At 62.4% G+C, this 24,256-nt stretch carries 22 protein-coding genes; 18 read left to right on the forward strand and 4 right to left on the reverse strand.

Annotation, left to right across the window (positions count from 1 at the left end):
• Window positions 1-439: 439 nt before the first annotated feature.
• Together FJ972_RS24425 and FJ972_RS24430 are read left to right on the forward strand one after the other, a co-directional pair.
• Window positions 440-1,225: an SDR family NAD(P)-dependent oxidoreductase gene (locus FJ972_RS24425; protein WP_140525125.1), complete on the forward strand. Its 786-nt coding sequence runs from the start codon at window positions 440-442 to the stop codon at window positions 1,223-1,225.
• Between the two features lie 80 nt (window positions 1,226-1,305).
• Window positions 1,306-2,484, forward strand: coding sequence for a zinc-dependent alcohol dehydrogenase (locus FJ972_RS24430; protein WP_140497428.1), 1,179 nt, complete (start codon window positions 1,306-1,308; stop codon window positions 2,482-2,484).
• A gap of 404 nt (window positions 2,485-2,888) precedes the next feature.
• Here FJ972_RS24430 and FJ972_RS24435 read toward each other — a convergent pair whose 3' ends face one another.
• Window positions 2,889-3,260, reverse strand: coding sequence for a response regulator (locus FJ972_RS24435; protein ID WP_140515210.1), 372 nt, complete (start codon window positions 3,258-3,260; stop codon window positions 2,889-2,891).
• A complete protein-coding gene (locus tag FJ972_RS24440; RefSeq protein ID WP_140525126.1) occupies window positions 3,257-6,364 on the reverse strand; it encodes a CheR family methyltransferase in 3,108 nt (1,035 codons plus the stop codon). Before FJ972_RS24440 ends, FJ972_RS24435 begins: the two co-directional genes overlap by 4 nt.
• A 288-nt stretch (window positions 6,365-6,652) precedes the next feature.
• On the opposite strand from FJ972_RS24440, the gene FJ972_RS24445 reads away from it, so the two are divergent.
• Entirely contained in the window at window positions 6,653-7,249 is a 597-nt protein-coding gene (locus tag FJ972_RS24445) for a response regulator (RefSeq protein WP_140497422.1), read from the forward strand.
• Between the two features lie 40 nt (window positions 7,250-7,289).
• On the opposite strand, the gene FJ972_RS24450 is transcribed toward FJ972_RS24445, so the two are convergent.
• Entirely contained in the window at window positions 7,290-7,562 is a 273-nt protein-coding gene (locus tag FJ972_RS24450; RefSeq protein ID WP_140497420.1) for a hypothetical protein, read from the reverse strand.
• A gap of 216 nt (window positions 7,563-7,778) precedes the next feature.
• Between FJ972_RS24450 and FJ972_RS24455 the strand changes: the two genes are divergently transcribed.
• The 9 genes from FJ972_RS24455 to FJ972_RS24495 all read left to right on the forward strand — a co-directional run bounded on the left by FJ972_RS24455 (window position 7,779) and on the right by FJ972_RS24495 (window position 17,048).
• Window positions 7,779-8,885: an NAD-dependent epimerase/dehydratase family protein gene (locus FJ972_RS24455; protein ID WP_140497418.1), complete on the forward strand. Its 1,107-nt coding sequence runs from the start codon at window positions 7,779-7,781 to the stop codon at window positions 8,883-8,885.
• Between the two features lie 86 nt (window positions 8,886-8,971).
• Entirely contained in the window at window positions 8,972-9,961 is a 990-nt protein-coding gene (locus FJ972_RS24460; protein ID WP_246671721.1) for an NAD-dependent epimerase/dehydratase family protein, read from the forward strand.
• Complete coding sequence (locus tag FJ972_RS24465) at window positions 9,958-11,250, forward strand: TIGR04295 family B12-binding domain-containing radical SAM protein (protein WP_140525127.1); 1,293 nt, start codon at window positions 9,958-9,960, stop codon at window positions 11,248-11,250. The genes FJ972_RS24460 and FJ972_RS24465 overlap by 4 nt, the downstream gene beginning before the upstream one ends.
• Complete coding sequence (locus FJ972_RS24470; protein WP_140497412.1) at window positions 11,235-12,335, forward strand: glycosyltransferase family 4 protein; 1,101 nt, start codon at window positions 11,235-11,237, stop codon at window positions 12,333-12,335. Before FJ972_RS24465 ends, FJ972_RS24470 begins: the two co-directional genes overlap by 16 nt.
• Window positions 12,336-12,337: 2 nt before the next feature.
• Entirely contained in the window at window positions 12,338-13,468 is a 1,131-nt protein-coding gene (locus FJ972_RS24475; RefSeq protein WP_140525128.1) for a glycosyltransferase, read from the forward strand.
• A complete protein-coding gene (locus tag FJ972_RS24480; RefSeq protein WP_140525129.1) occupies window positions 13,465-14,556 on the forward strand; it encodes a glycosyltransferase in 1,092 nt (363 codons plus the stop codon). Before FJ972_RS24475 ends, FJ972_RS24480 begins: the two co-directional genes overlap by 4 nt.
• Window positions 14,556-15,659, forward strand: a complete 1,104-nt coding sequence (locus FJ972_RS24485; protein ID WP_140497406.1) for a glycosyltransferase — start codon at window positions 14,556-14,558, stop codon at window positions 15,657-15,659. Before FJ972_RS24480 ends, FJ972_RS24485 begins: the two co-directional genes overlap by 1 nt.
• A 23-nt stretch (window positions 15,660-15,682) precedes the next feature.
• The gene (locus FJ972_RS24490) at window positions 15,683-16,723 is read left to right on the forward strand and encodes a UDP-glucuronic acid decarboxylase family protein (protein WP_140525130.1); all 1,041 of its coding nucleotides are present in this window, start codon (window positions 15,683-15,685) and stop codon (window positions 16,721-16,723) included.
• Between the two features lie 139 nt (window positions 16,724-16,862).
• Complete coding sequence (locus FJ972_RS24495) at window positions 16,863-17,048, forward strand: hypothetical protein (protein WP_140497402.1); 186 nt, start codon at window positions 16,863-16,865, stop codon at window positions 17,046-17,048.
• A 3-nt stretch (window positions 17,049-17,051) separates the two neighbouring features.
• On the opposite strand, the gene FJ972_RS24500 is transcribed toward FJ972_RS24495, so the two are convergent.
• The gene (locus tag FJ972_RS24500; protein ID WP_140525131.1) at window positions 17,052-18,806 is read right to left on the reverse strand and encodes a hypothetical protein; all 1,755 of its coding nucleotides are present in this window, start codon (window positions 18,804-18,806) and stop codon (window positions 17,052-17,054) included.
• Window positions 18,807-18,958: 152 nt separating this feature from the next.
• Between FJ972_RS24500 and FJ972_RS24505 the strand changes: the two genes are divergently transcribed.
• The 6 genes from FJ972_RS24505 to FJ972_RS24530 are packed head-to-tail and all read left to right on the forward strand — an operon-like array spanning window position 18,959 to window position 24,250.
• Window positions 18,959-20,062 carry an inositol-3-phosphate synthase gene (locus tag FJ972_RS24505; protein ID WP_140515202.1) on the forward strand — a complete coding sequence of 368 codons (1,104 nt, stop codon included), beginning with the start codon at window positions 18,959-18,961 and terminating at the stop codon, window positions 20,060-20,062.
• Window positions 20,059-20,655 carry a histidine phosphatase family protein gene (locus FJ972_RS24510; RefSeq protein ID WP_140515201.1) on the forward strand — a complete coding sequence of 199 codons (597 nt, stop codon included), beginning with the start codon at window positions 20,059-20,061 and terminating at the stop codon, window positions 20,653-20,655. Before FJ972_RS24505 ends, FJ972_RS24510 begins: the two co-directional genes overlap by 4 nt.
• A gap of 14 nt (window positions 20,656-20,669) precedes the next feature.
• Window positions 20,670-21,770, forward strand: coding sequence for a glycosyltransferase (locus FJ972_RS24515; protein WP_140525132.1), 1,101 nt, complete (start codon window positions 20,670-20,672; stop codon window positions 21,768-21,770).
• Window positions 21,770-22,567 (forward strand): sugar phosphate nucleotidyltransferase, encoded by a 798-nt coding sequence (locus tag FJ972_RS24520; RefSeq protein ID WP_140497394.1) that lies wholly within the window; start codon window positions 21,770-21,772, stop codon window positions 22,565-22,567. Before FJ972_RS24515 ends, FJ972_RS24520 begins: the two co-directional genes overlap by 1 nt.
• A gap of 2 nt (window positions 22,568-22,569) precedes the next feature.
• Complete coding sequence (locus FJ972_RS24525) at window positions 22,570-23,331, forward strand: TIGR04290 family methyltransferase (protein WP_140525133.1); 762 nt, start codon at window positions 22,570-22,572, stop codon at window positions 23,329-23,331.
• Window positions 23,324-24,250 carry a beta-xylosidase gene (locus FJ972_RS24530; protein WP_140497390.1) on the forward strand — a complete coding sequence of 309 codons (927 nt, stop codon included), beginning with the start codon at window positions 23,324-23,326 and terminating at the stop codon, window positions 24,248-24,250. Before FJ972_RS24525 ends, FJ972_RS24530 begins: the two co-directional genes overlap by 8 nt.
• The last annotated feature ends 6 nt before the right edge of the window (window positions 24,251-24,256 follow it).

Consider the following 24,256-nt stretch of genomic DNA (forward strand, 5'->3'; position numbering starts at 1 on the left):
CGATACTCCTTCGGTGGGAGATGGCGAAGCAGCCTGCCAAGCTTCCATCCGGTCGAATCGCACCGAAAGCCCCTGCCTGGCCGCGCTTCTGGCCAACATGCGATCCAGTTCGGCATCTTCGATCGGGCTGCGCATCACCTCACGAATGGCCCTGCAAGCCAACTCCGTCGACACGAAATCATATCGCCTGCTCCTGGTCAGCACATATTGCTCGACCAGCATTTTCACACGCCGGAGCGCGATCTTATCAGCATGTTGCATCATGTTCCTCCTGCACGCGCCGAACTGCGGGACCATCCGGTTGTTCCCGCCCGAATTCCGAAAATCCATCGCCCGGCCAAGAGCAGAAGTCAGACTCCCGACAGGCGCCGACCGGACGATACCGATCCACGGAACAATCATCTCCTCTGCTGGTTCGGCCGGCACGACGGAGGAAATCATGACGGATGCAAAACTCGCAGTGGTCACCGGCGCCTCGAGCGGCATAGGCAAGGAACTTGCGAAACTCTGCGCGAAGGATGGCTACAATCTCGTCGTTGCGGCTGATGAACCGGCAATCCAGCAGGCCGCCGAGGCACTCGGCTCACATAACATCGCAGTCGAAGCCGTCGAGGCCGATCTCGCGACCGTCGAAGGCGTGGATCGGCTGATCTCCCGAATTAGCGAGCGTGACATCGACCTGCTGTTTCTCAACGCTGGACGCGGGCTCGGCAATGGCTTCGTCGACCAGGACTGGGGGAAGATCCGGCGCATCATCGACACCAATATCACCGGAACGGTGTATCTCGCGCATGAACTCGGCGCCAAGATGGCTCGCCGCGGGCGCGGGCGCATTCTTTTCACCGGGTCGATCGCCGGTTTCATGCCCGGGACTTTCCAAGCCGTCTACAACGGCACCAAGGCATTCATCGATTCCTTCGCGATCGCCTTGCGTCACGAATTGCAGGACACCGGCGTCACGGTGACCGTGTTGATGCCCGGCGCCACGCAGACACGCTTCTTCGAACGCGCCGAGATGATGGACACCAAGGTCGGCACCGACGAGAAGGACAATCCGGCCGACGTTGCCAAGGCCGGCTACGAAGCGATGATGACTGGCGAAGAACAGGTGGTCAGCGGCTGGAAGAACAAGCTGCAGGTCGCCGCTGCGCATGTCACGCCAGCGGGTACGCTGGCCGAACAGCACCGCGAGATGGCTGCGCCGGGCTCGGCGTCCCAGGACTGACCGGCGGCATCTCCGGCGCCACGCACGAGAAACGCGCGTCTCACCAATGAAACGCACCCTCGAAACTCAGGAGCAACATCGTGAAAGCCCTTACATGGCACGGCAAAGGCGACATACGCTGCGACCAAGTGGCCGATCCCGTCATCGAGGATGACCGCGACGTGATCATCAAGGTTACCTGCTGCGCCATATGCGGCTCCGACCTCCACCTGATGAACGGTTACATGCCGACGATGAAATCGGGCGACGTGCTTGGCCACGAGACGATGGGCGAAGTGGTGGAGGTTGGTCAGGGCCATTCGAAATTCAAGAAGGGTGACCGGGTGGTGGTGCCGTTCAACATTTCCTGCGGCGAGTGCTGGTTTTGCCAGAACGGGCTGTTTTCGCTTTGCGACCGCTCGAATCCCAACGCAAAACAGGCCGCCGAAGCGATGGGTCAATCGCCGGCCGGCCTTTTCGGATATTCGCATCTTGTCGGCGGCTATTGGGGCGGACAAGCGGAATATCTGCGGGTTCCGTTCGCCGATGTCGGTCCGATCAAGGTGCCGGAGGGAATGGAAGATGAACAGGTGCTGTTTCTCTCCGACATCTTCCCGACCGGCTACATGGCGGCAGAGAACGCCGGCATCGAGCCGGGCGATACGGTCGCGATATGGGGTTGCGGCCCGGTTGGCCAATTCGCCATCCAGAGCGCGTGGATGCTCGGCGCCGGCCGCGTCATCGCCATCGACAAGGTGCCGGAGCGGCTGGCCATGGCGCGTGAACACGGCAAAGCAGAGACGCTCGACTTCAGCAATTCCAATATCTACGACGCACTGATGGCGATGACCGACGGCCGCGGCCCGGATCGCTGCATCGACTGCGTCGGCACTGAATCCGACCCCGGCGCCAGCGCCGACGCCATGCTCGACAAGGTGAAGGCCGCCGTCTATCTCGGCACCGATCGGCCGCATGTGCTGCGAGAGGCGATCTATTGCTGCCGCAAGGGCGGCACCATCTCGGTTCCCGGCGTCTATATCGGCCTGGTCGATCACATCCCGTTCGGCGCCGCGATGAACAAGGGGCTGACCTTCCGAATGGGCCAAACCCATACCCAGCGCTATCTCGAACCACTTCTGGCCAAGGTCCAGAATGGCGAGATCGACCCGTCTTTCGTCATCACCCACAGAGCCGAGCTCGAAGCCGGGCCGGACCTCTACAAGACCTTCCGAGACAAGCAGGATGGTTGCATCAAGGTGGTTATGCGGCCGCATGGCTGAGATGTCGCAATTCCAGAGGCAAGAGCTGTCTCATTCCCGGCATCCGTTGGACGCCCGCCCGATCGGCATTGGCAGTTCGGAACCTTCTGCTGTGTCGGCGATTGACCCGCTGAGTTCGGTTCAGAAGAAGGGTGCCGCCATGGCCAACGAGAATTCTCGCTCGAAACCCGTTATTCGGTCTCCGAACACCGATGGTTTGCCACACCCGAGGCGAGACGCCGGTGATACGGACGCAGGGGCGAAATCGCCGACGCCGAAGACTGCCGGAGGATCTCACCCTTCAGCCCCTCCCCTGGACAATCCCACAGCCAATCGAAATGCCGGTCGTCCCCGTCAGCCCAGCACGACTCCGCGACCGACGGACAAGCCCTTGGACTGATCCTGTGGCGCCCTTCGAGTGCCCGTCAACGCGAAACGTCGCGCAGCGACCCCAGGTCGGCCAGCGCAGCCAGGATAGCTGCTTCAGTCGCCGGCTTGGGCACGAATTTGCAGTCGCGAAAGGATGCCGGTAGGTCGCGCGCGCCAAATCCCGTCATGAGGGCGAAGGGAACACCCTGCGCCTGCAATGTCTCCGCGAGGGGCAGGCTCGTTTCACCGTTCAACTGAATGTCCAGCAACGCCATGTCGATCTTGTCCGAGCCGACGAGACGAAGCGCCGCGGCTACCGAAGGCGCGGGACCGACCACCTGGTAACCGGCGCTACGCAGGACTAACGCGGTGTCTTCCGCGATTAGCCATTCATCCTCGACAACCAGGACGCGCGGTCCGTCGTTCACGACCCCTCCTTCCGGTTAACGGGAAATGCGATCTGAACGTTGAGGCCTTCCTTGCGAAAAACGGTTTCGACATGGCCGCCAAGCCTGTAGCCGATCTCTCCCTGCAGCAGCGTGAGGCCGAAGCCGCTGCCGACGGGTTCATTGACAGGGGGACCGTCCTTCTCGCGCCAGGTAAGCGTAAACATGTCGTCAGCGATCGACCACATCACCACCACCTTGCCACGAGGTTTGGAAAGACCGCCATATTTGGCCGCGTTGGTGGCCAGTTCGTGGACGGCCATGCTAAGGGAAAGGCCCTGTTGCGGTCCAAGTTCTATCTCCTGGCCGTTCAGTTCGAACCGTTCAATGCCAAACGGCTCGAGCTCCTGGTGAAGCAGCTCGCTGACCGAAGCTTCCTTCCAGCTTTTCCGGCTCAATAACCCATAGGCCCGCGACATCGCATGCAAGCGCCCGATCAAGGCTTCCGCGAATTCATCCTTCGACACGGATTTCTCCCGCGTGCGGCTCGCAATGCTGACGATCACCGCCAACATGTTCTTGACCCGGTGGTTGAGCTCAGAGATGAGAACCTGCTGATGTTCTTCCGCCTGAGCCAGAGTGGTGACGTCGACCAGTGTCACGACCACACCCTGAACGCGGTTGCTCTTGTCCCGATAGGGATTGATATGGACCATGTGAAACCGCCCGGCGCTGTCGCGCGCAAGGTGGTGGTTCAGGGTCTCGCCTGTCTCGAACACCTCGGCGATATGCTGCTTCAACTCGGGATACTCCAACTGGCTCGACAGGTCCGTCAGCGGCCGGCCGACGTCGGAGGGTCGCAGACTGAAGAACGACGAAGCCGCGGGCGTGAAGGTCCGCACCACCAGATTGCGATCGAGGAAAATGGTCGCGATCTCCGTGCTTTCGAACAGGTTGCGCAGATCGCTGTTGGCGTGATCGAGTTCCTCGATCTTGTTCGTCAACTCGGCATTGATAGTGTTCAGTTCCTCATTGAGCGACTGCATTTCCTCCTTCGAGGCCTCAAGTTCCTCATTGGTCGACTGGGCCTCCTCGTTGACAGAGACGAGTTCCTCGTTGGACGATTTCACCTCTTCCAGTGCGGTCTCATATTCCTCGATCGTCGATTGCAGGCGCTCCCTCGCATCGCGCAGTTCTCGCTCCAGATCGGCGGTGCTGTCGGTGTCATGGCTGCCGCCTTGGTCTGTGCGGATCTGCGTAGGTCCCGACGGTTCGAACAGGACGAGATAGAGCGGCTCGCCATTGTCGCGTTCCGCCAGCGGCTCAATGGTGAGCTTGATCGGCTGGATCCGCTCATCATCCTCCTCGACCGTGAGATTTTCCCGTATGACGGTCCGGCGCGTCGACGTCGCTTCCCGCAGCGCGGCGCGCAAGTCGAGTCGCAGCCCACGGCGCGCCATTGTCAACAGTTGCCGGCTGGGAATGCCTTGCGGCGCTTCGAGATATTTGCCGGTGCGAGCTGAGTAGTAGACGACATCGCCCTCGGCGTTGACCAGCACATGCGGGGGGGCGAAGCGCTCCAGCACCTGCGCCTCGACCGCCTGGCGTAGGGGATAACCGGCGGCTCCCTTCCTCAAGCCAGTGCTCTCGGACGGGAATGCGCCTGAACGGCCATCGCCGATCAGGGCCGGCAGCCTGACATGCGGCGAGGCATGCTCCCGCGCCTGGAAGATGCGATGTTTCTTGTCGACGGTAGCGAACAGATCGTCGTTCTGTCCGACGCTCTCCGAGGTGCCGAGGAAAAGGTAACCGCCAGGCTTCAGGGCGTAATGAAAAATAGGAATGACCCGGCTCTGAATGGCTGGGCCGAAATAGATCAGCAGGTTGCGGCACGAGACCAGGTCCATGCGTGAGAAAGGCGGGTCGCGAACGACGCTGTGCGGCGAGAAGATGCACAGCTCCCGTATCTCGTTGCTGATGACATAGGTGTCGCCGTCGCCATTGAAAAACCGTTGGCGGCGTTCGGGGGAAAGTCCCTGCAGCAAGGCTTCGGGATAGCGCCCTGCCCGCGCCACCGCCAGCGCCGGTTCGTCGATATCGGTCGCGAATATCTGGATTCGCGGAACGACCGGGAGCTTTTCCACATGTTCGCGTAGCAGGATGCCGATGGAGAACACCTCTTCGCCTGTGGCGCAGCCGGGAATCCACACCCTGATGATGTCGTTGGCGGTCTTGCCTTCGAAGAGTTGCGGTACGATCTTTCGCTCGAGCAGTTCGAAGGCCTCGGGATCGCGAAAGAAGTTGGTGACGTTGATCAGCAGGTCGCGAAAAAGGTTCATCACCTCGCGAGGGTCCTTCTGCAGCCATTCCACGTATGCGCCAATGGATTGCATCTGCGCGATCTGCATGCGCCGCTTGATGCGTCGCAGGAACGTCTTGGTCTTGTAGCCCGAGAAATCATGGCCTGAGTGGCTGCGCAGGATGCCGTAGATCTGGGACAGGAGCTTTTCCATACCCGCCGTGCGGACGCTATCCTCCTCCGTCAACCCATTCAACGCGTCGAAGCCGCGCGTGAAGGCTTCCAGTTTCGTGCCGATGTCCTCGGCGGGCGCGGCTATATCGATAAGTCCGCTGGTGATGGCGCTCTGCGGCATATCGGGGTTGCGCGGGCCGTAGCCGTCGGAGATCTGCGCGACGGTGAGCCCGCCATGCTCCTTGATCGCCTTGGCGCCCAAGGTTCCATCGGAATCTCCGCCCGACAGGATGACGCCGACGGCATGTTCGCCCTGGTCTTCGGCAAGTGCGCTGAAGAAGATGTCTATGGGTTTGCGCTCCTGGCTGAACCCATTGGGCCGGCGCAGGCGCAGCATTCCCTTGTCGATGGTCATGGTCACGTTCTGCGGCATGACATAGACGTGGTTCGGTTGAACGATCATGCCGTCCGCCGCGATTTCGACCGCCATTTCGGTGTAGCGGCCGACGACCTCGTGCAACAGGCTCTCTCGCTTAGGGCTGAGATGAGTGATGACGACGAACGCCATGCCGGGCTGATCGGCCATGCCCTTGAACAGCCCTTCCATCGCCGGAATCCCGCCGGCGGACGCGCCGACGCCCACGATGGGAAATCTTTTCGCCTGGGCTGTCACTGGAAGTTCCCCTTTCGGCACCTGTGTGCGAAATCACTTATGAAGCAGGCTGGACAGCAGGTAAGCATAGGCGCGGCGGAGATACGGAACAAGTCGCGACGGATGGCGTTGAATTTAGAGTTCACGTGTTCAATGACCAAACGTCCATTCTGAAACAAAGCTCCCGACGCACATGGAGTCAACGGCGTGGAATTGCTCGACGATTTCGGCCGGGCTCGTGCCGAAACGCCGGCAGGCTCGGCCAGGGAGACTGTTTCCACGAGATACCGGTCGAGAAAGGATGACGAGGTGCGCGATCTGCAAGGGGTGCATCTTCTGATCGTCGAAGACGAATGGATGGTAGCCGGAGATCTCGCCCGCTATTTCAGCAATATGGGTGCGATCATCCTGGGACCGGCAGCGACGGTCGAACAAGCATCATTGCACACTGAATCGGCCGAGGCTGCCATCCTCGACGTCAACCTCAACGGGCGACGTGTCTTTCCGATCGCGGACGAACTGATGCGCCGCGGCGTGCCGTTCGTGTTTTTCAGCGGTGACAGCGATATCGCCATTCCCGAACATCTCCGGCATGCCAGCAACCTGCGAAAATCCTCGGGCAGCGGGGCTGTATTCAACGCCCTTTTCCCGCCGCAAGGCCCGGCTGAGGCGAGCGGCTTTGTGCCAAGTTCGCCGGATGACGTGTTTTCGCTCCTGCCCAAGCTCAGGCTTGCGGCACGTCTGTTGCTGGGGGATGTGGAAGCCTCCGACCGGCTTGTCGAAAGGACGCTCGAGCGAGCGATCCGTGACATCGACCAAAGGCGGATCGGCCAGTCCACCGAAGACTGGCTTAACGCCATCATGCGCGATTTGGCAAAGTCCGGCGGCGCAAGGCTTCTGAACTGAGCCGAACCAGGTTTCCGATTGATCGCCAGCCGGCCCTCGGTCAGCCCTTTTGGTCACGCTCGACGAACTTGTTGAAACGGCTGGTTTGCCCGCCGCCGGTGTTGGCCTGGTAAAGAAAAGCCAGACGGTTCTCATCGAATATCCGAAAGAACTCATCCCATTCGACTGGTTCGAATGCCTCCTCGGGCTCGCCGAAATCGATCCGCAGGATGCCGCCCTCGCCCTTGGTTCGCACCACTGCCGGCCGGCCGTTCCGCTCCTCGGCCCATTTGCGAATCTCCTCGTGATTGGTGGTCGTCTGCGATTGCGACATTGAAATCTCCTTTCAGCCAGCTCTCTCGCCGCGCACGCACCGCGGCAACTGTTGAGCGTCCTAACAGCACACGGCAGGCAATGTTCCAGCACCCGTCGCGTGGTGCGATGCGCCTGCTGTCGAATGAAACCGCCAGGAGAACTTTGTTGATGCGCAGGGAACAAAGCTTTTGCCGAGAAGTTGGGGGCGCCGAGGTCACCAGTCCGAGGAGTTGTCGTGAAACGTATACTGGTCACAGGGGGCTGTGGTTTCATTGGTCGCCACGTCGCACAAGAATTCGCCGATCACGGTTATTCGGTTTGCATCCTAGATGCATTGCTGGATCAGGTGCATGCCGGCGAAGCGGTCAACCTTCCCGCTGGAGCCGAACTGATCAAGGGCGACGTGCGCGATCGCGAAGCCGTCACCAAGGCGCTGAAGGGCGTCGACGGGGTGGTTCACCTGGCTGCGGAAGTCGGCGTCGGCCAATCCATGTACGAGATCGCCCGCTATGTCGGCGCCAACGATCTCGGCACTGCAACACTGCTCGAGGTGTTGATCAAGCACCCGGTCGAGCGGATCGTCGTCGCGTCTTCGATGAGCGTCTACGGCGAAGGTCTGTATGCCACGCCCGACGGCCGGCGCGTCGGCAACGCCCGGCGCAAGGCCAACGACCTCAAAGGCGGACAGTGGGATCCCTTGTCGGCGGACGGTGAACCTCTCTCGCCGTTGCCGACAGACGAAGAAAAGCCGATCGATCTCGCCTCCATCTATGCATTGACGAAATATGCCCAGGAACGCGCCGTGCTGATCTTCGGCGAAGCCTATGGCGTCGATGCGGTGGCGCTGCGCCTGTTCAACGTTTTCGGCGCCGGACAGGCGCTTTCAAACCCCTATACCGGCGTGCTGGCCAACTTCGCCTCGCGTCTGGCCAACGGCAAGCGGCCGATGATCTTCGAAGATGGCCAGCAGAAGCGCGATTTCGTTCATGTACGTGACGTCGCCCGCGCCTTTCGCCTGGCACTGGAGCAACGCCAGGCAAAAGGCCACGTCATCAACATCGGAAGCGGCCGGGCTTATGCGATCCGCGATGTCGCGCGCCTGCTGGCCGAGGCCATGGGAACGCCGGACCGCTCGCCCGAGCTGCTCGGCAAAGCGCGTTCCGGTGACATTCGCAACTGCTTCGCCGACATTTCCAAGGCGCGCGAACTGCTGGGTTTCGAACCAGGGCGGCAGTTGGAGAATTCCCTCGGCGACTTCGTTTCCTGGGTGCGCAACACGATTGCCATCGATCGCGGCGCCGACATGAAACGCGAACTCGAAGAACGCGGGCTGGTGTCATGAAGCCGGGTAGGCGCAACCGTCGCGAAGCACCTGTCGCCATCGTCGGCGGCAGCGGCTTCATCGGGTCCAATCTTGCCGACAGCCTGTTGTCGGACGGCGAGCCGGTGCTGGTGATCGACAATCTCAGTCGCGCTGGTGTCGAACAGAACCTTGAATGGTTGTCGCACAAGCATGGAAGCCGCCTCACCGTGGAAACCGTCGATGTGCGCGACGCCAACGCCTTGGCTTCGGCCCTCACGGGGTCGAAAGCCATATTCCACCTGGCCGCGCAGACCGCCGTTACCACCAGCCTGGTTCGGCCGGGCGAGGATTTCGACATTAACCTTAGAGGAACTTTCAACGTCCTGGAGGCGGCGCGACAGAGCGGCGAACGAATCCCGGTGATCTTCGCCAGCACCAACAAGGTGTACGGCAGCCTCCCCGACATTGCGGTTCGCCCGGAGGGCGAGCGCTATGTGCCCTGCGACCCTGCGATCCGCACCGAGGGCATCGGCGAGGGCCGCAGCCTGGACTTTTGCACACCCTATGGCTGCTCCAAAGGCGCGGCCGACCAGTACGTGCTCGACTACGCCAAGTCCTATGGCTTGCCGACGGCGGTCCTGCGGATGAGCTGCATCTACGGCCCGCGCCAGTTCGGAACGGAGGACCAGGGCTGGGTTGCGCACTTCCTCCTTTGCGCGCTTTCGGGGCGGCCGATAACCATTTACGGCGACGGCAGGCAGGTGCGCGACATCCTGCACGTCTCCGATGCAGTTGCAGCCTACAGGGCCGTGCTCGACCGGATCGAGACGATCACGGGCCAGGCGTTCAATCTCGGCGGCGGACCGAAAAATGCGCTCAGCCTGCGCATGCTGTTGAGCGAGATCGGCAGCCTGACGGATCGAGCACTGTCGATCCGCTATGAGGCAGAGCGGACGGGCGACCAGCCCTTCTTCGTCGCCGATACGAGAAAGATGCAAACCACGCTTGGCTGGACGGCGCATGTTTCGTGGCGAGAAGGCATCCGCGACCTCGCCGAATGGTTGCAGCGTCACCGGCTCGAACCCCACGCCGAAGCCGAGAGGTACGTCGCATGAAAATCGCGTTGGTCAACCCATTCTGGACCTACGACGACAGCATCTATTTCGGCTGCCGCCAACCGCATCTACCCCTGGAACTCGGCTACTCGAAAGCCTTGCTCGAACGGGCTGGCCATGAGGTGCTGATGCTGGACGGACAGCTTCAGAAGCTTGACAATTCCAGCCTTTCCGAACGGGTGGCCGAGTTCGCGCCGGCAATGACGGTCGTCACCACAGCGCCGACCTATCTGTTCTGGCGCTGCGCGCCGCCGGAATTGCGCGTGCCGGCCGATTTTCTCAACCGCCTTGCCGGGCGGGGCGGGCGCACCGTCGCGGTCGGGCCGCATGGCTCGGCGACACCGGCGCCAACGCTGCGCAAGCTCGGCGTCGACATCATCGTGCGCGGCGAATGCGAGGAGGTCGTGGCCGACCTTGCACGGCGCGATGATTGGAGTGCGGTGTCGTCAACCGCCTACTTTAGCGAAGCAAGGCTGGTCTCCAACGGCGGCGTCCACGCCAGTTCGTTCATCGACCATCCACCGCTCGAATGGCCATCGGACTGGATCGCCGCGCACGCGCACCACCATCACAGGTTCGACGACCACCAGGTGGGGTTCGGCGCGGAAGTCGAGGCGTCGCGCGGCTGCCCTTACAATTGCAGCTTCTGCGCCAAGATGGATTTCCGCGATGCCTATCGCCGCCGAAACCACGAGGCGGTCGTGACGGAAATAGACCGGCTGATCGCCCAAGGTGTCGGCTATATCTACTTCATCGACGAGATTTTCCTGCCGCAGAAAGCCTTGCTGGAGGCACTGGTCGACCGTGATGTGAAATTCGGCGTACAGACCCGCATCGACCTGTGGAAGCCCGAACTGCTGGAATTGCTTGGCGCGGCCGGTTGCGTGTCAATCGAAGCGGGCCTCGAAAGCCTAACGGTGGAGGGTCGGGCCATGCTGGCCAAGCGCTGCCGGTTGGGCACGGAGGAACTCGCCGCGCTGCTCGTCGATGCAAGACGCCATGTTCCGTTCGTCCAGGCCAATCTGATCGGCGTGGTCGAAGATGACCCTGCCCTGGTCGACTACTGGCGAAACCACCTGATCGACAACGGGGTATGGGCCAATGAGCCGGTACCGCTCTATCCCTACCCGAGTTCGCCCAGCTATCGCGAGCTTTGGGGCGAGCCCGATGACATCGCGTGGGAGCGCGCGCATGAACACTATCTCGCCTCGTTCCAAAAATTCAGCGACATCCAGGAGAAGCGCCCGCGTCCGCTGGCGGAACTGGAGGCGACATGTTGCGGACACTGACCCCGCGTTCGCGGCGCATCCTGATGACGGTCGATGCCGTGGGCGGCGTGTGGCGGTACGCGCTTGATCTGGCGCGGGAATTCGTGGACGGCGGGGACAGCGTTTTGCTCGCCGGTCTCGGCCCGGAACCATCCACGCAACAGGCCGAAGAAGCACAGTCCTTGGCGACACTGACCTGGCTGAACACGCCGCCGGATTGGATGACCCGCAATGCCAGCGACCTCGATGCGTTGCCGGGGGAGTTGCATGCGCCCATTCGTGACCACGCCATCGACCTTGTTCATCTCAATGCCCCGACGCAGGCAGTGGGGCTCGATGCGCCCTGCCCTATCGTGGTGGTCTCGCATTCCTGCGTGGTCACATGGTTCCATGCCGTCAAGGGACAGGCGGTGGACAGCGCATGGGATTGGCAGAAGCAGCGCAACAGGCGCGGCTTCGACACGGCCGACGCCGTCATCGCGCCGAGCCACAGCCACGCCGGCATGCTCGAAACCTGCTATGGACAAATCGCGCGTCTTAATGTCGTCGCCAACGGCGCCCGCCCGGTAGCGAAAGCCGAAAAGCGTCAACCGCTCGTCTTCGCCGCCGCCCGCTGGTGGGACGAAGCCAAGAACGCGATGGTGATCGACCAGGCCGCGTCGATAACGCAATGGCCCGTCTTTGCAGCCGGTTCCACGCAAGGTCCGGACGGCCAGCGCGCCGGCTTCAGCCATGCCGTCGCTCTCGGAGCGCTACCGCATGATGAGATGCGCTCCCTGATGGCGCGCGCCGGAATCTTCGTGTCGCCATCGCTCTACGAGCCGTTCGGCCTGGCGACGCTGGAAGCGGCCATGTCGGCGACGCCGCTGGTTCTATCCGACATCGCCACCTACCGCGAGTTATGGGACGGGGCCGCGTTATTCTACGACGCGCGCGATCCGCATGATCTCGCCGCCTGCATCAACCGTCTCTCCGCGGATGCGCAGCACAGGCGGGAGCTCGGACGGGCAGCCCTGCGCCGGAGCCGCAGGTTTTCGTTGGCGAGGCAGGCAGCGGCCATGCGCGACGTCTACGACAAAGCGGCCCTAGCGATGGCGGAGCGCTGATCATGCGCTTTCTGTTCTATACCCATTCGGTCGTTTCCGACTGGAACCACGGCAACGCACATTTCGTGCGCGGCGTCATGCGGGAGCTGGTCGCACGCCAGCATCAGGCGATCGCGCTGGAGCCGGCGGACGGCTGGAGCCGCTCGAATCTGCTGGCCGAGAAGGGCTCCTTCGCCATCGAGCGCTTCAGGAACGATTTCCCCGAGCTGATGCCGGTGACCTACGATGCCGGCTTCGACCACGAGGCCTGGATCGCCGATGCGGACGTGGTGGTCGTCCATGAATGGACCGAGCCGGACCTCGTCGCGCGCCTTGGTCGCGCCAGGGCCAACGGCGGCAACTTTATCCTCCTGTTTCACGACACCCACCACCGCGCCGTGTCGGCGACCGAGGCGATCTCGGCGCTCCGGCTGGAGCATTACGACGGCGTCCTCGCCTTTGGCGAAGCCCTGCGCGAGAGCTACCTGCGCGCCGGGTGGGGCAAACGCGTCTTCACCTGGCACGAGGCGGCTGACGACCGCCTGTTCAGACCGCATCCTGAGATCCGCCCGACCTCCGATCTGATCTGGATTGGAAACTGGGGCGACGACGAGCGTACCGCGGAGCTCAAGGAATTTCTGATCGAGCCGGTGCACGAACTCGGCCTCGATGCCACCGTTCATGGCGTGCGCTACCCCAGGCAGGCGCTCGCCGATCTCGCAGCCGCCGGCCTGCGCCATGAAGGCTGGATCGCCAATGCCGACGTGCCGAAGGCGTTCGCAACGCATCGTGTCACGGTGCATGTTCCGCGCCGCCCCTATCGGGAAGGCCTGCCCGGCATTCCGACCATCCGCGTGTTCGAGGCGCTCGCCTGCGGCATTCCGCTGATTTCGGCCCCGTGGTCCGACACCGAGCAACTGTTCAGGCCAGGCGTCGATTTCCTGTTTGCGGACAATGGCTCCCAGATGCGGCGACACCTCCGGGCCGTACTCGGCGACGCGGATTTCGCTGCCTCCCTGGCGGCGTCTGGTCTCGAGACCATCCGCCTGCGGCACACATGCCGGCACCGCGTGGACGAGTTGTTCGGCGTGCTCGCCGAATGCGGACCTCAACACATCACCAATCCGACCGCCGCAAAGGAAGCTGCTGAATGAAGATCGCTTTTTATGGATCGAGCCTGTTGTCGTCCTACTGGAACGGCGCCGCTACCTATTACCGTGGGTTGCTCAAGGCGCTTTCCCAACTCGGCTACGAAATCACCTTCTATGAACCTGACGTCTATGACCGCCGGAACAACCGCGACATCGAGGCGCCGGATTGGTGCGCCGTCGTCGTGTACGAGGCGACCCAGCACGCGCTGATGCAGGTGGCGGCGTGCGCCGCCGAGGCGGATATCGTCGTCAAGGCGAGCGGCGTCGGTTTCGAGGATGAGGCGCTGCTGCGCGCCGTGCTCGATCACGCGCGTCCTGACGCGCTCGTCGTGTTCTGGGACGTGGATGCTCCGGCGACGCTCGGCCAATTGCGCGATGAACCGGACCATCCGCTGCATGCCGCGCTGCGGCAAATCGATCTTGTGCTGACCTATGGCGGCGGCGACCCCGTGGTCTGGGCCTATCGCGCCATGGGAGCGAAGGAATGCGTGCCGATCTACAATGCGCTCGATCCTGAAACGCATCATCCAGTCTCCAGTCAGGCGCGTTTTGCTTGCGACCTCGCTTTCCTCGGAAACCGGCTGCCGGACCGTGAGGCGCGCGTCGAGGCGTTTTTTCTCGATCCGGCCAGCCGTTTGCAGGAGCAGCGTTTCCTGCTTGGCGGATCGGGCTGGGGCGACAAGCCGCTTCCCGCCAATCTCAGTTGGCTCGGCCACGTCGGCACCCGCGACCACAACGCCTTCAACGTCACCCCGAAGGCCGTGTTGAACATCAGCCGCGACAGCATGGCCGCAAACGGCTTTTCGCCCGCCACCCGGGTTTTCGAGGCGGCGGGCGCCGGTGCCTGCCTCATCACGGATGCGTGGCTGGGCGTCGAACTGTTCCTGAAACCCGGCGAGGAGATCCTGGTCGCGCGCGACGGCGGCGATGTCGCCGAAATCATGCGCACCTTGACCCCCAACCGGGCAAAGGCGATCGGCGCGTCCGCGCTGCGCCGCGTCCGCGGTGAACATACCTACGCCATGAGAGCGGCCGTGACCGATACGGTCTTGAGGCGGCACTTCGAGCGCGGGACCGTGGAGGCGGCGTAATGACCAAGCGGCTCAACATCGTCTTTCTCGGCCTGTCCCTCTCCTCGTCCTGGGGAAACGGCCACGCCACGACATTTCGAGGCCTGCTGAAAGGCCTGCATGAACTCGGTCACCGCGTGACCTTTCTGGAGCGCAACGTGCCGTGGTATGCCAATCACCGCGACTTGCGCGATCCCGATTTCTGCACTCTGCGCTACTACGAAACGACGCAGGAGTTGCAACAGGACTGGGCACGATGCCTGCAACAGGCCGATGTCGTGGTCGTGGGGTCCTTCGTTCCGGAGGGGCGCGCGGTCATCGACATTGCCGTGGCGCTCTGCAAAGGGGCGCTCTGCTTTTATGACATCGACACGCCGGTGACCCTGGCAAAGCTTTCGACGGATGAATGCGACTATCTTAGTCGGCGGCAGATTCCGTATTTCGATGTCTATTTCTCCTTCACCGGCGGGCCGACGCTTGGCCGACTGGCGCAGGATTTCGGTGCGCGCCGTGCCGAACCGCTCTACTGTTCGGTCGATCCGCAACGGCATCACCGAACCGCCGACCCAGTCGGCTGGGACCTCGGTTATCTCGGCACCTACAGCACCGACCGGCAGGCAACGCTCAACGCGCTGTTGCTCGAGCCCGCACGGCGCATGCCGGAGCGCCGTTTCGTCGTCGCCGGCTCGCAATATCCGTCCGACATCGTCTGGCCTGAGAATGTCGAACGAATCGAACATTTGCCGCCGGCCGACCATGCCGCATTCTATAGCCGCCAGCGCTACACGCTGAACGTCACGCGCAGATCGATGATCGCCGCCGGATGGTCGCCCAGCGTACGGCTTTTCGAGGCTGCCGCTTGCGGCACGCCGATTATCAGCGATCGCTGGCCGGGTCTCGACAGCTTCTTTCCTGCTTCGGCGATCCGCACGGCCGACAAGGCGGATGACATCGTCGATATCCTGCTCAGGGAATCCGAGCGCGCCCGGCTCGCCATGGCCGGCCGGGCGCGCGAACTCGTCCTGGCAGCACATACCGGTGCGGCCAGGGCCCGCGAATTCGTGTCGCTGCTGACACGACCGAGAGCGGCGATGATCGATCTCGATATCGGAACCGCAGCATGACTGAAAGACAGGAGAAAACAGCGATGCGGCAAACAAGAAAAGCGCGAAGGGCGAAGACAGTGCTTGTCGCCGGCGGCGCGGGTTTCCTCGGCTCGCATCTTTGCGAAACGTTGTTCCGCAACGGCTGGCGTGTGATCTGCGTCGACAATTTCCTTACCGGCCGCATGGACAACATCGTCTCGATCATGGACCAGCCGCGCTTCCGGCTGATCGAGCAGGATATCTGCCGGCCGCTGAACCTCGGCGAGCCGGTCGATCGCGTTTTCAACCTGGCATGCGCTGCTTCGCCGCCGCGCTACCAGGCCGATCCGATACACACGACACGCACCTGCGTCATCGGAACGCTCAACCTGCTCGAACTCGCCGCCCGCAACAATGCGCGATTCCTGCAGGCGTCGACAAGTGAAGTTTATGGCGACCCGGAACAACATCCGCAACGGGAAGACTATGTTGGCCATGTGAACTTCACCGGCCCGCGCGCCTGCTACGACGAAGGCAAGCGCACCGCCGAAACGCTTTGCTTCGATTATCTGAGAGCAGCAAAAGCCGATATTCGCGTGGCTCGCATCTTCAATACCTACGGTCCCAGGATGGACCCCGCCGACGGCCGCATCGTCTCGAACCTGATCATGCAGGCGCTTGAGAAGCGCTCGATGACGATATTCGGTGATGGGTTGCAGACAAGGTCCTTCTGCTACGTCTCCGATCTGATCGAAGGTATGATGCGCCTGATGGATCTCGACCCCAATCCCGGAAAACCTGTCAACCTGGGCAATCCCGGAGAATTCACCATCATGCGACTGGCATCCATGGTGAGAGACATGACCGGAACCAAATCGGATCTGAAATTCCTGCCCTTGCCGCAAGACGATCCCCGCCGCAGGCAGCCCGACATCTCGCGTGCGAAGGCGCTGCTCGGCTGGACGCCGAAAGTGCCCCTCAGGCAAGGGCTGATGCAGACGATCGGATACTTCTCCAATCTCGAAACCAGCGAGATCGACGGCCGGATGACAGCTATTGCGACAAACGCAAGATCGGGCAGGTTGCAGGACCTTCCGGCCTGAGGCCAGGCCGCCGCAGCCACGTGTTCCGGCATGACCGCTCAAGCACGGTCATGCCTCCTGTCGCACTTTTGCGGATTGCGCGGAACATCCTGGCAAGCTCGGGGTTTGACGATGAGATCCCGCTATGGAGAACGGACCTGTGCAACCCAAACGATCCGCAAAGGATATCGAGCAGATTGCGGAAAGAGAGACGGCTGCCTTTCTGCGACGGGCCTCCATCACCTATCTCGAGTGCTGCGTCAGCCTAATGATGACGCATCTGCAGCGCGAGGAAGTGGCCACCATTCTCGAACGCGAAGCGGACATGCTGCGGAGACTGGACTGATCGTCACGGCCCGGACCTCTCCAGGAACCGTAGCAGCCCTTTCTTGTACCGCGTTGCCGCAGCTACCAGCCTTGGCTTCTCCGGGCCATGCTCGGATCGGGCAGCAACGTCCCAGAGTCCCAGTTGAAACGCCAGGTAGCAAGGTTCGAGACAGTCAATGAGGCCGGTATCGATATTGAGCCGCTCCCCGGCTTCCATGCGGTGGACCAACGTCGCTAGCTCGCTGTCGGAAAATCCATATTCGACGCGAGCGCCGGCAATATCCCACTCTATGGGCTGGCAGCCGATCAAATCATGTCCCCGGCAGTGATCGACGGCATCCGTCTTGATCAACGTCCCGTCGTCACAAACGAGAAACTCCCACGGGTGAAGCCTTCCGTCGATCTCGACCCGTGGCAGCGCTTGCGCAGGGGCACGCTTCGAGAACCAGTTCCGCAGTTCCGCCGCGCGCCGCTCACCCAGGGCTTCGGCGCCATTGTGGACGGCCATCTCAGCGAGTTCCGGCAATCCAGCACCCAGTTCCGGAGTTCTGAGATTGGCCGCACGCCAAGCGAGATAGTGTGCGAGCTCCGCGACAAGCCTGTCTCTGGACAGGTTTGCCTGATCCATTGTCTTTCCCTCGATCCACCGTTCAACCAGAAAACCGTGACAAAGCCCGACGATCTGCGGTCCGAAGCCGGCTTCGTGCAGCATCTCCGCGGTTTGCATCTTGCGCTGCCCGGTTTGACCGAGGCCGGCAAATTTGACGAGCCACCGATCGCGTCCCGCGGACGCCAGGAATTTTCGCCGCTCGATGCCGCGTTGAATCGGCGGCCAGAGCCTCTCCTCGGCGTAGTGGAGGTTTCGCCACTCTCCAGCGGATATTTCGGTCAGGGCCAATTGCGGGCTGCCGGCAGCCTCCGCCACCCAATCGCGTAGCGTCGGCATTTGCGCGCCGCCCGGGAAGGTGCGTTCGAAGGCCCGCGCCACATGTTTGCGGCAACCCGACCATGTCTCACGAACCTCCTTAGAGGCTTCGGCACCTGGGCCGCCGGAATGGCTGGGGAACAGGTGAATGCGATCCCTATCGATGCCCAGCCGCCGCAGCCATGCGACGACGGCATGCATCGAACTGCCCGACAGGCCGGGGCCCTCGTCGACGACAGCGAAGCAAGCCGAGGGCTTGTCCCTCCAGGCGCTGATCAATTCCGGGTCGGCGTTGACATACCTGCGGAAAGGATGGCCGATCGGGCGCACGCTGATGGGTCCCGGCGCGTCGATCGCCGCGGCGACCAGGGCGGCAAGCCCGAGGCCAATGCTGCGGATGCCGATGACGCATGTATTCGCGTCGAGGCCTGATGCCCGCGCCGCGCCGAGATAGCTTTCAGGATAGAGCGCATAATGCGCGTATCCCTCGGCCGTGCCGGTAAGAACCTTGCCCCGGCAGTCGAGCGCGGCCAGCATATGCCTCAGCATGGGATCGACGGCGCCGGTCACTGTGAAGCCGCTTCGCCAGGACCTCGCCACTTCCGCCGCAAGGCCGACCAGCAGCTTGGCACCTTGCCGCTGCCTCGGCGAAGGGGTGTCCCCGCCGCGGGCCTCGAACTCGACGTCGGCCAGTGCCTGGACCAGTTCCGAGACCTTGACGAACAACCCTACCAGCGCAGCGTGGCGTTGAATGCCGCAGGGCCTGCAATCGAGGCTTTCAGCCATTTCGCTTGCAGCCTCGCGAAGCTGTCGCGCGTCTTCCGTTCGTTTGTGGTCGCCGTAGACGATCATCCACCGATTCCAAGCTCGCCGTGCGCCAACGCGGCATGCGCGGCTTTGATCCATCCTGCCGCGCGCAATTTTTCCACATGCCAAGGAACATTCCGGCAAGCTGACGGTTCGGGCCCAGGAACTTACCTTGGACAGCACAGGACGGCAATTTCGTGGGATCGAAGAAAGTTCGTGTCGGTATCGTCGGTGTAGGCAATTGCGCATCCTCCCTGGTGCAAGGCCTTTCCTATTACCGAGACGCAAAAGGCAACGAGCCGATCCCCGGGCTGATGCACGCCGATCTCGGCGGGTACCACGTCGATGACATCGAGGTCGTCTGTGCGTTCGACGTCGCCAAGGGCAAGGTCGGGTGCGACGTGGCCGAAGCGATCTACAGCGCCCCGAACAACACGTTCCGTTTTGCCGATGCGGTTGCAACCGGGGTTCGCGTGGAGCGTGGCCCCACGTTGGACGGCATCGGCAAATATCTGCGCACGGAAATCGAGGAAGCGCCGGAGCCGGTTGCCAATGTCAGCGAAATCCTGCGGAACAGCGGTGCCGATGTGCTCGTCTCGTACCTGCCGGTGGGGTCGGAGGAAGCGACGCGCTTTTATGCCGAATGCGCCCTCGAGGCCGGCTGCGCCTTCGTCAACTGCATACCGGTTTTCATCGCGTCACGGCCCGAATGGCGCCTGCGTTTCGAGGAACGCGGGCTGCCGCTGGTCGGCGACGATATCAAGAGCCAGGTCGGCGCGACAATCGTGCATCGGTTGCTGGCCAATCTCTTCCGCGAGCGCGGCGTCCGCATCGACCGCACTTATCAGTTGAACTTCGGCGGCAACACCGATTTCCTCAACATGCTGGAACGCGAGCGGCTGGAATCGAAGAAGATCTCGAAGACGCAGTCCGTGACCAGCCAGTTCGATGTTCCCCTGGAGCCGGGCAACATTCATGTCGGCCCCAGTGACCATGTGCCATGGCTCACCGATCGCAAATGGGCCTACATCCGGGTTGAAGGCACGACCTTCGGTGGAGTGCCGCTCAACGCCGAACTCAAGCTGGAAGTCTGGGATTCGCCCAATTCGGCCGGCGTGGTCATCGACGCCGTGCGCTGCGCCAAGCTGGCGCTTGACCGCGGCATCGCCGGCGCGCTGACCGGTCCGTGCAGCTATTTCATGAAGTCTCCGCCTGAGCAGTTCACCGATGCCGAAGCTCGGCAGCGCACGCTCGCATTCATCACAGGCAGGGACGAGCCTATGCTCGATGCCGCGGAATGACGACGACCTTCTTCCTGATCCGGCACGCGGCACACGACAATGTCGGCTCCTATCTGGCCGGACGGATGGGCGGAGTTCGCCTTGGCGAATCCGGCAGGGCTCAGGCGGCGCATCTTGGCCGCCGCATGGCCCGCGAGCCGATTGCCGCTATCTGGTGCAGCCCACGCGAGCGCACGCAGGAAACCGCCAAGCCGATCGCGACTGCCTGTAATGTCGGCGAAATCGCGATCTGCGCCGAACTCGACGAGATCGACTTCGGCATCTGGTCGGGAAAGACGTTCGAGGAGCTGAACGGCGATGCCGGCTGGCAGGCGTGGAACAGCCGGCGGCAGGAAGCAAGCACCCCAAGCGGCGAAACCATGCTGGATGTCCAACAGCGTATCGTCTCGCTGATGGATCAGGCTCGCGAGCGGCATCAGAATCAATGCGTCGCGCTGATCAGCCATGCCGACGTGATCAAGGCAGCCATCTGCCATGTGCTTGGTCTGCCCGTCGGCGACAGTTTTCGCTTCGATATCGACCCCGCCTCAATCACGACGATCGTGTCCGGAGACTGGGGAGCAAAGCTCATCCGTCTGAACGAACTTGCCTGACGAGGACTTGCCGGATGCAGATGGTCATTTTCGGTCTCACCGTCACGTCTTCATGGGGAAACGGCCACGCCACCCTGTGGCGTGGCCTGATCCGCGCGCTGGCCCGGCACGGCTGGTCCATCACCTTTTTCGAGCGCAACACCCCCTACTATGCCGGTGCGCGGGACCTCGATCAACTGGATGGCGGCAATATCGTGCTCTACCCCGACTGGGAGGACATCCGGAGGGTCGCGGAGCAGACGATCAAGCAATCCGACGTCGTCATCATTACCTCCTACTGTCCCGACGCCGTGGACGCTTCGCGCCTGGCGCAGCAGGCATGCCGCGGGCTGCGCGTCTTTTACGACTTGGACACTCCGGTCACTCTGGCGCGCCTCGATCAAGGTGAACGCCCACCCTATTTCGGGCCCGAGGGCCTTGCCGATTTCGATCTCGTCCTGAGTTACACGGGCGGCTCGGCAATCGATGCACTCAAGTCGGTCCTCGGTGCACGCCACGTGGTGCCGCTCTATGGCCATGTCGATCCCGACCAACACCGGCCGGCAGCACCTAGGCCGGAATTTGCGGGCGATCTGTCCTATCTCGGGACCTATGCGGCAGATCGCCAGGCCGGCGTCGAGAAACTGCTGGTCCGTCCGGCCGCACTCCTGCCTGACCACCGCTTCATCATCGGCGGTGCACAATATCCACAGGAATTCCCGTGGAGCGACAACATCTTCTTCGTCAGGCATCTTCCGCCGGCAGATCATCCAGCCTTCTTTTCGTCGTCCCGCCTGACGCTGAATGTGACGCGCGAGGCGATGGCGCAAAAGGGGTGGTGCCCTTCGGGCCGGCTGTTCGAAGCAGCGGCATGCGGCGTGCCGATCGTCACCGACACCTGGCCGGGCCTCAGCAGTTTCTTCGAACCCGGTAGCGAGATCCTGCTGGCGTACGACACAGACGACGTGATCGCGGCGCTCAAACTGCCATCGCACGAGCTCGATGCAATTCGAAGCCGTGCGCGTGAACGGGTTCTGGACGAACACACATCCACGCGGCGCGCGGCGGAACTGGATCGCATCCTGAACGAAGCCTTGCAGAGGTCGGCCGGCGAACCGATGAAGGAAGCAGTCTGATGTTGGGCATCGTGCCCGCTGCCGGACGCGGCAGCCGCATTCAACCGCTCGGCTTCTCGAAAGAGCTGCTGCCGGTCGGGAGCCGGATCGATGGACAGACAGAGCGCCCATGTGCCGTAAGCGAGTACCTGGTGCGGCGGATGGTGCGCGCCGGCGTCGACAAGGTCTGTTTCATCATCGGATCGGGTAAATCCGACATTCTCGAATACTATGCCGCGGGCTACGGAGCGGCGACCGCTCTGTTCGTGGTACAACCCAACCCCGTTGGCCTTTGCGACGCCATCTTCCGGGCAGCACCCCTCGTCGCACCGGACGAGACGGTGTTGATCGGGCTTCCCGATACGATCTGGTTTCCCGAAGACGGCTTCTGCCGTCTGCCGGACGACCGGCTGTCATTCCTGCTCTTCCCGGTGGATCGGCCGGAATTCTTCGATGCCGTGGTTCTCGACGAGGAGGGCCGGGTGCGGGAAATCCAGGTCAAGCGGCAGGACGCGGCGACGAACTGGATATGGGGCGCGTTCAAGATGCCGGGCCATGTCCTGCACCAGCTCGCGGCACTCTGGCGCGAGCGGGATTGCTATGACGAATATATCGGCACGTTGATCAACGCCTACCTGACGGCGGGCGGTCAGGCGTATGGGGTGAAGGCAGGGGCCGCCTACGTCGATGTCGGCACTTTCAACGGTTATCGCGCGGCCCTTCGGCTGCTCGACGACGATGCTGCGTCCAAACAGCACCGGCCCACGATGATCGCGCCTACTGCACATTCGCATGCCGTTCCGGGCGAAGGAGCTTAGCCATGCTGCATTCCCATGCTGAAATCCAACGCCGTATCGATGCCCTCGGCCCATGGTTCCACAACATGGAACTAGCCGGCGTCGAAACTGCTCCGGACCATTTTCTCGGTAACTACCCGCTGGTCAAATGGCGCAAGTTCGCCTATGCCATTCCAGCCGACCTGTCCGGCAAGTCCGTGCTCGATATCGGCTGCAATGCCGGTTTTTATTCCATCGAAATGAAACGGCGCGGCGCCGGTCGCGTCCTCGGCATCGATTTCGACGAGGCCTATCTGGCACAGGCGCGCTTTGCCGCCGAGATCGCGGACTGCGACATCGAGTTCCAGAAGCTTTCGGTTTATGACGTCGGCGCCCTGCGCGAGACATTCGACATCGTGCTGTTCATGGGGGTTCTTTACCACCTGCGCCATCCCCTGCTCGCGCTCGACCTGATCCGCGGGCATGTCGCCGGCGACCTGATGATCTTCCAGTCCATGCAACGCGGCAGCGCCGATCTGCCTGCGCTTGAGCAGAATTATCATTTCTGGACGCACGACCTGTTCGATCGGCCGGAATTTCCGAAACTGCATTTCATCGAACATCGATATGCCGACGATCCGACCAATTGGTGGATTCCCAACCGCGCCTGCACCGAAGCGATGTTGCGCAGCGCCGGCTTCGAGATTTTTTTGCACCCCGAGCAGGAGGTTTATTTTTGCCGTTCCGCCGGCGATCCGGCCGGCGGCGGCGCCGTCTACCCGTCGAAAGGACAGATCCATGATTGAAGCCGCGATGATCTGGAACGAGCCCAACAACAAATCGCATTGGGATCCCGAGCTCGACCCCGATTGGAGCCGCTTCGCCGCCATGGCAATGTTGTCGGCGGATGCGATAGCGTCCGAGAACCCGGCCCTGACCAAGGTGCTCGGCGGCATCTCTCCGATCGACCCCGGCTTCGTCACGCGCATGAAGGAACTCAGATTGCTGGACCACGTCGATGCCGTCGCGGTGCATGGCTTTCCGCTCGACTGGAACCTGTGGCAGATCCAGGAATGGCCACAGAAGATCGGTGAGATCGCGGCCGTCACCGATCTCCCGATCTGGGTCAGCGAAGTTGGCGTATCGACCTTCGGCGCCGACGAGATCCAGGTCTGGGGCCTCAGGCGCACCGCTGAATTGCTGCTCGGCAACGCTCCGCGCATCCAGTGGTACAGCCTTTATGATCTTCCGCGCGAATGGGAAGCAACAACGCGCCATCGCGAAGCGGAAGGCTCCTCCTACTATCGTCACTTCCATATGGGGCTGCTGCGCCAGGACGGCACGCCAAAACCGGCACTGGAGGAATTCCTGCGCCATACGCCCGAGATGGGGCTGGTGCAGTGGTTTCATTTCGAGGACCCGCGGCTGGACGACGCCGTCGCCTGGATGAAGCGGCTCGGGGTCACCAATATGCGGACCGGACTTTCCTGGGCCGACAGTTTCAGGCCGAATGCATTGAACTGGTTCGACCGACAGATGGAAGCGCTCGCCGATTTCGACGTGACCGTCACCTTCTGCTTCACGCCAGAGCATCGCGGGATGATGCCTCACCACACCAGTCCGCCGCTGGTGCCGGAGGAATTCGCCGAATTCTGTGCAACCATGATCCGCCGCTACGCGCCCGGCGTGGCTTCCACGTCGAAGCGGCGAGCCTCGGCAGCGTGAGGCCCC

The sequence above is a fragment of the Mesorhizobium sp. B2-1-1 genome (assembly GCF_006442975.2).
Classification (GTDB): domain Bacteria; phylum Pseudomonadota; class Alphaproteobacteria; order Rhizobiales; family Rhizobiaceae; genus Mesorhizobium.

Bases quoted from the DNA above. Each gene is read 5' to 3' on its own strand.
- FJ972_RS24425 (WP_140525125.1), top strand. From the start codon at position 440: ATGACGGATGCAAAACTCGCAGTGGTCACCGGCGCCTCGAGCGGCATA.
- FJ972_RS24450 (WP_140497420.1), bottom strand. From the start codon at position 7,562: ATGTCGCAATCGCAGACGACCACCAATCACGAGGAGATTCGCAAATGG.
- FJ972_RS24465 (WP_140525127.1), top strand. From the start codon at position 9,958: ATGAAAATCGCGTTGGTCAACCCATTCTGGACCTACGACGACAGCATC.
- FJ972_RS24470 (WP_140497412.1), top strand. From the start codon at position 11,235: ATGTTGCGGACACTGACCCCGCGTTCGCGGCGCATCCTGATGACGGTC.
- FJ972_RS24475 (WP_140525128.1), top strand. From the start codon at position 12,338: ATGCGCTTTCTGTTCTATACCCATTCGGTCGTTTCCGACTGGAACCAC.
- FJ972_RS24480 (WP_140525129.1), top strand. From the start codon at position 13,465: ATGAAGATCGCTTTTTATGGATCGAGCCTGTTGTCGTCCTACTGGAAC.
- FJ972_RS24485 (WP_140497406.1), top strand. From the start codon at position 14,556: ATGACCAAGCGGCTCAACATCGTCTTTCTCGGCCTGTCCCTCTCCTCG.
- FJ972_RS24490 (WP_140525130.1), top strand. From the start codon at position 15,683: ATGCGGCAAACAAGAAAAGCGCGAAGGGCGAAGACAGTGCTTGTCGCC.
- FJ972_RS24500 (WP_140525131.1), bottom strand. From the start codon at position 18,806: ATGATCGTCTACGGCGACCACAAACGAACGGAAGACGCGCGACAGCTT.
- FJ972_RS24510 (WP_140515201.1), top strand. From the start codon at position 20,059: ATGACGACGACCTTCTTCCTGATCCGGCACGCGGCACACGACAATGTC.
- FJ972_RS24515 (WP_140525132.1), top strand. From the start codon at position 20,670: ATGCAGATGGTCATTTTCGGTCTCACCGTCACGTCTTCATGGGGAAAC.
- FJ972_RS24520 (WP_140497394.1), top strand. From the start codon at position 21,770: ATGTTGGGCATCGTGCCCGCTGCCGGACGCGGCAGCCGCATTCAACCG.
- FJ972_RS24525 (WP_140525133.1), top strand. From the start codon at position 22,570: ATGCTGCATTCCCATGCTGAAATCCAACGCCGTATCGATGCCCTCGGC.
- FJ972_RS24530 (WP_140497390.1), top strand. From the start codon at position 23,324: ATGATTGAAGCCGCGATGATCTGGAACGAGCCCAACAACAAATCGCAT.